The sequence below is a fragment of the Brooklawnia sp. genome (assembly GCF_049651565.1).
Classification (GTDB): Bacteria; Actinomycetota; Actinomycetes; order Propionibacteriales; family Propionibacteriaceae; genus Brooklawnia.
Map to the genome: position 1 here is coordinate 1 of NZ_JBASCI010000001.1, position 4,868 is coordinate 4,868.

Below are 4,868 nucleotides of genomic sequence, written 5' to 3' on the forward strand. Positions count from 1 at the left end.
CCACTCGTCGACCTCGGCGAGCGCCCGAGGGGCGTCGAGGTCATTGCGCAGGGCGTGCCGGATGCCGGCGACGATCGGGCCGGCCGGCGTCCCGTGGGACAGTGAGAACGCGGCCCGCCAGGCGTCGGCGCGACGCTGGGCGGAGTCGATGTCGGTGGCGAACCATTCCCAGTCGGGACGGTAGTGGTGGGCCAGCAACGCCAGCCTGATGACCGGGGCCGGCACACCCTGTTCGCGCAGCCGCGAGACCAGTTCCAGGTTGCCGACCGACTTGCTCATCTTCTGGCCGTCCAGGCCGACCATGCCGACGTGCACGTAGGAGTGCGCGAAGCGCCGGCCGTTGGCGACACCACGACCCACTGCCGCGCACATCTCATGGTGCGGGAAGATCAGGTCTCGTCCGCCGCCCTGGACCGAGAAGGTCTCACCCAGGTAGCGCTGCGCGATCGAGGTGCACTCCACGTGCCAGCCCGGTCGTCCGCGACCGTGCGGGGAGTCCCAGGCCGGCTCACCCGGCCGCTCCAGCCGCCACAACAGCGAGTCCAGGGCGTCCTGCTTGCCGGGCCGTTCGGGGTCGCCGCCGCGGGAGGCGAAGATGCTGATCATCTGCTCGCGGGTCAGTTGCGAGACAGCTCCGAAGTACTCGACAGCGGTGCTGCGGAAGTACCAGTCGGGGTACTCGGCGTCATCGACCTGGTAGGCGAGGTCCTTGCCACGCAGGTCGGTGATGGTGTCTATGACCAGGCCGAGTTCCTCGGTGGCCGCGATGTAGTGCCTGGGTGGCAGGATCCGCAACGCCGCCATGTCGGTGCGGAACAGCTCGATCTGCTCGGCAGCCAGCTCCTCCCAGTCCTGACCGGTCTCGGCGGCCCGTTCGAGCAGCGGGTCGTCCACGTCGGTGATGTTCTGCACGTAGTCGACCTGCAGCCCGAGGTCGAGCCACGCCCGGTGCAACAGGTCGAAGGTCAGGTAGGTGAAGGCGTGACCCAGGTGGGTCGCGTCATACGGCGTGATGCCACACACGTAGAGGCCGGCGGTACCCTGGTCCGGCCCAACCAGTCGCGGCGCCCGGGTAACGGTGTCGAAGACGCGCACCCGGTCGATGAGTTGCGGATCCTCGCTGGGGGGTATTACCGGGACCGGAACGGCAGGCCAAGAATCCATGGCCACAATCTAGCGATGCCGGCAAACCCGGGCAGGTTCAGTTGCTCAACCCCAGGACGGGACGGCGATAGCCGTTGCTGCGGGGGCAGAGGTGGCCGTCCGGAGCGATCGGCTGCGAACAGAACGGACAGGTCGGGGCCTGCGCGGCGAGCAGTTTTCCGGTGCGGGCGATGAAGTCACGGGCCTGGTCGAGGGTGATGGTCACTTCGAGCACGTCGTCACCGGTTGAGTCGCCACTCAGCCGCACCAACTGCCGGTACACGCCCAGCGCGTACAGTTCGATGCGCAACGACTGGGTGGCCGACTGCCAACTGATCGCCATGGTGCCGGCGCGGAAGTCCTCGTCCAGCGGGACGTCGAGCGGGTCGCAGTCGTGTGGGCGGGGCCGGTGCCCGGTGCGCTCCCGCACGATGCCCCCGACGCTCTCCACCTCGGCCAGGACGCGCTCCAGGTGGGCCGCCAGCACCTTGATCTGTTGTTGCTCGCACACCACGTTCGTCATCCGGGAGCCCTGCCGGGTCTGGACGAAGTAGACCCGCCGGTCCGGTTCCCCGACAGCCCCGGAGACGAACCGGTCCGGAAATGCGTACCGGTGGGCCAACTCCATGCTCCCAATGTAAGCCGCGGCGACCCGCACCGCTGGTAATGACTTGAGTCGTTACACGATCGGATCCACAGCGGCCAGCGGGTCCCCGGTTGCCATCGGCCCGGCAAGGCTTTTCGGCCGCGAACAGCGCGCCGGACTAAGCTGTCCGGCGGGATTGACCCGAACACGGCCGATCCATCCCGCCAAGGAGGACAACGTATGGGTTGGCTTGAAGCGATCGTGCTGGGCATCGTCCAGGGGTTGACGGAGTTCCTGCCGATCAGCTCCAGCGCACACCAGTTGATCGTTGGCCAACTCCTCTTCGGGGGACGCGATCCGGGCGCCGCCTTCACCGCGGTCACCCAGTTGGGTACCGAGACCGCCGTCCTGATCTACTTCTGGAAAGACATCGTCCGGATCGTCAAGCACTGGGCGCTGTCGCTGGTGGGCAGGATCCCGCGCTCCGATCCGGACGCCCGGATGGGCTGGTTCGTGATCGTCGGGTCCATCCCGATCGGCGTGCTCGGCCTGCTCTTCCAGGACGCCATCGACTCCACGCTGCGCAACCTGTGGATCACCGTCGGCACCCTGGGTGGCGTCGGCCTGCTGCTCGGATTGGCCGACCGGATGGCCCGCAAGCACCAGGCGAAGGAGCTCGTCAACCTCACCTGGCGCGACGCCATCGTCTACGGCCTGGCGCAGGCGGCCGCCCTGATTCCCGGCGTCTCACGTTCCGGCGGCACCATCTCCGCCGGCCTGTTCATGGGCTACTCCAGGCCCGCCGCCACCCGATACGCATTCCTGCTGGCCATCCCGGCGGTCTTCGCGTCCGGACTGTACAAGCTGAAGGACGTAGGCGGGGACGCCTGCGTCGCCTGGGGACCGACGATCCTGGCCACCCTGATCGCCGGTGGTGTCGGCTACGCGGTGATCGCGTGGCTGCTGCGCTACATCACCACCCACACCTTCACGCCGTTCGTGATCTACCGGGTGCTGTTGGCGATCTTCGTGGCGATCCTGCTGCTGACCGGCGTGCTGGCACCGGATGCTGCCCTGACCTCGGGATGCGCCGTCTGAGATGCGCAGACGAGCGGTCGGGGCAAGCGGACTGAGCGTTGGACGGCTCGGTCTGGGCACCATGACCTGGGGCGGCGACGTCAGCCCCGAGACCGCGCGGCTGCTGCTTCGCGACTTCGTCGCCGCCGGCGGCGACCTGATCGACACCGCACCGGCCTATGGGGGCGGCCGCGCCGAGGAACTGATCGGTCGCTACATGCGCTCCGACCTGCGCCGCGACGACCTGGTGCTGGCCACCAAGGCCGGATTCGGGACGCACGGCGGCGCGCAGAGCGTCGACACCTCGCGGCGGGCGATGCTGGACGACCTGGCCGACTCGCTGCGCCGGCTGCGAACCGACCACGTCGACATCTGGCAGGTGCACGCCTGGGGTGATGCGCCGCTGGAGGAGACTCTGGCCGCGCTCGACCAGGCGGTCAACGCCGGGATGGCCCGGTACGCCGGGGTGTGCAACTACATCGGCTGGCAGGTCGGCACCGCTGCCGCCTGGCAGCGTGCGGTGCCCGGCCGGGCCCGGCTGGTGAGCGGGCAGATCGAGTACTCGCTGCTGGCCCGCCGTGCTGAGGTGGAGGTTCTGCCGGCGCTGGGGCACCACGGCATGGGCCTGTTCCCCTGGTCGCCGCTGGGACGCGGCGTGCTGACCGGCAAGTACCGCGGGGGCACCCCGAGGAATTCGCGGGGCGGCCGTGACCACCTGGCCTGGTTCGTCGAACCCTACCTGGACACCAGGTCGACCGCCGTGGTGGACGCCGTCGCGAAGGCGGCCGAGGGGTTGGGGCTGACGACCGCCCAGGTTGCGCTGTTGTGGGTTCGGGACGCGCCCGGGGTGACCGCTCCCCTGCTGGGCGCACGGACCACCGAGCAGTTGGCGGCACTGTTGCGGACCGAGGGGCACGAGCTGCCCGAGCCGATCATCGCGGCCCTGGACGATATCACGGGCGGTCCCCACCAGGGCAGGGTTGGGACGTAGCATCACAGGATGAGAAGAAAGCTGGCGCTTGCGGCCGCCGGGCTGCTTGCCTGGTCACTGGTCGGCTGCGGCACCGGCAGCCAGCCTGGCCCGACGCCTTCAGCCACCGGCCCGACCCGGACGGGCGACGCGTCGGCCAGCCCCACGAATCCACCTGAGCCGAGCCGGACCCCGACCAGCAACGTGACGTTCAGCAACGTACCCACTTCTGCACAGCCGATCACCCCGTCGGGCGAACTGGTGGTCACCGGGGTACGCGCGGGGGCCCATCAGGGGTATGACCGGGTGGTTGTCGAGTTCACGGGCGGGTCGGCCGAGAACCTGGGCTGGCGGTTGGAGTATGACCCCGATCCGCGGACACAGGGGCAAGGTGCACCGGTGGAGCTGCCGGGGGCGGAGACGCTGCGGTTGATCATCTTCGGGCTCACCTACCCCCCGGAGGGCGGGACGATGCCGAGCGGGCTGCAACCCGGCAGCGCCCAAGGCGACATCACCGGCGTGTACGTCGATCCTGTCTTCGAGGGTCAGGCCCAGGTCTTCATCGGTCTGGACGCCCAGCGCGGCTTCTCCGTGAGCGCCCTGGATTCGCCGACCCGGATCGTCGTCGACATCGACAACTCCTGAGTTCGCCGTCAGCCAGGGTTTGGCCACCAGGTAGGTAGGACGCGCCCTGATGACCTTGCGCCGCAGCCAGGCATGGCGGCTGCCGTCCCGGTAGCGGCGCAGCCGCATCAGCTCCCAGTCGCCGCGTTCGGCCTGCTCGGTGAGCAGCCGCTGAACCTGGCGAATGCTCATCCACCGCGGCAGCCGGATGCTGCCGACCTCGAACTCGACGCCACCGATGAGTTCCTGCCGAAGCGACCACGACGTGATGTACGGGGTGGGTGGCTCTTGCATTCAACCTCCTGGTAGGCACCGGACGTCTGCGTCGCGGTCCATCGTGCCACGCGGGGCCAGCGCTTTCACCTCGTGCTGCTCTGCCCCGGGGATGCTCGCCCGGGTGCTGCTCGCCCCTGGCCCGCAGGCCGCCGGCCGCTTGCCGGGAAGCCAAGGCGGTCGCTGGCAGCTGCC

5 protein-coding genes and 1 pseudogene are annotated in these 4,868 nt (G+C 69.2%); 3 read left to right on the top strand and 3 right to left on the bottom strand.

The features are described from left to right. Positions 1–1,164, bottom strand: a 1,164-nt coding sequence (gene mshC, locus WBL05_RS00005; protein WP_424222945.1) for a cysteine--1-D-myo-inosityl 2-amino-2-deoxy-alpha-D-glucopyranoside ligase, incomplete at its 3' end; no start/stop codon positions are given. Positions 1,165–1,201: 37 nt separating this feature from the next. Then, on the bottom strand, positions 1,202–1,771 hold the full coding sequence (locus tag WBL05_RS00010; RefSeq protein WP_424222946.1) for a DUF3090 family protein: 570 nt from the start codon (positions 1,769–1,771) through the stop codon (positions 1,202–1,204). A gap of 198 nt (positions 1,772–1,969) precedes the next feature. Between WBL05_RS00010 and WBL05_RS00015 the strand changes: the two genes are divergently transcribed. Genes WBL05_RS00015 through WBL05_RS00025 form a run of 3 tightly spaced genes read left to right on the top strand, consistent with a single transcriptional unit; the run spans position 1,970 to position 4,421 of the window. After that, complete coding sequence (locus tag WBL05_RS00015) at positions 1,970–2,827, top strand: undecaprenyl-diphosphate phosphatase (RefSeq protein ID WP_424222947.1); 858 nt, start codon at positions 1,970–1,972, stop codon at positions 2,825–2,827. A 1-nt stretch (position 2,828) separates the two neighbouring features. Continuing rightward, positions 2,829–3,797 carry an aldo/keto reductase gene (locus WBL05_RS00020; protein WP_424222948.1) on the top strand — a complete coding sequence of 323 codons (969 nt, stop codon included), beginning with the start codon at positions 2,829–2,831 and terminating at the stop codon, positions 3,795–3,797. Positions 3,798–3,806: 9 nt separating this feature from the next. Beyond that, positions 3,807–4,421, top strand: coding sequence for an AMIN-like domain-containing (lipo)protein (locus WBL05_RS00025; RefSeq protein WP_424222949.1), 615 nt, complete (start codon positions 3,807–3,809; stop codon positions 4,419–4,421). 66 nt (positions 4,422–4,487) lie between these two features. On the opposite strand, the pseudogene WBL05_RS00030 reads toward WBL05_RS00025, so the two are convergent. Further along, positions 4,488–4,694, bottom strand: a pseudogene (locus WBL05_RS00030) (DUF5703 family protein); the annotation flags it as partial. Between the last annotated feature and the right edge of the window lie 174 nt (positions 4,695–4,868).

Bases quoted from the DNA above. Each gene is read 5' to 3' on its own strand.
- WBL05_RS00010 (WP_424222946.1), bottom strand. From the start codon at position 1,771: ATGGAGTTGGCCCACCGGTACGCATTTCCGGACCGGTTCGTCTCCGGG.
- WBL05_RS00015 (WP_424222947.1), top strand. From the start codon at position 1,970: ATGGGTTGGCTTGAAGCGATCGTGCTGGGCATCGTCCAGGGGTTGACG.
- WBL05_RS00020 (WP_424222948.1), top strand. From the start codon at position 2,829: ATGCGCAGACGAGCGGTCGGGGCAAGCGGACTGAGCGTTGGACGGCTC.
- WBL05_RS00025 (WP_424222949.1), top strand. From the start codon at position 3,807: ATGAGAAGAAAGCTGGCGCTTGCGGCCGCCGGGCTGCTTGCCTGGTCA.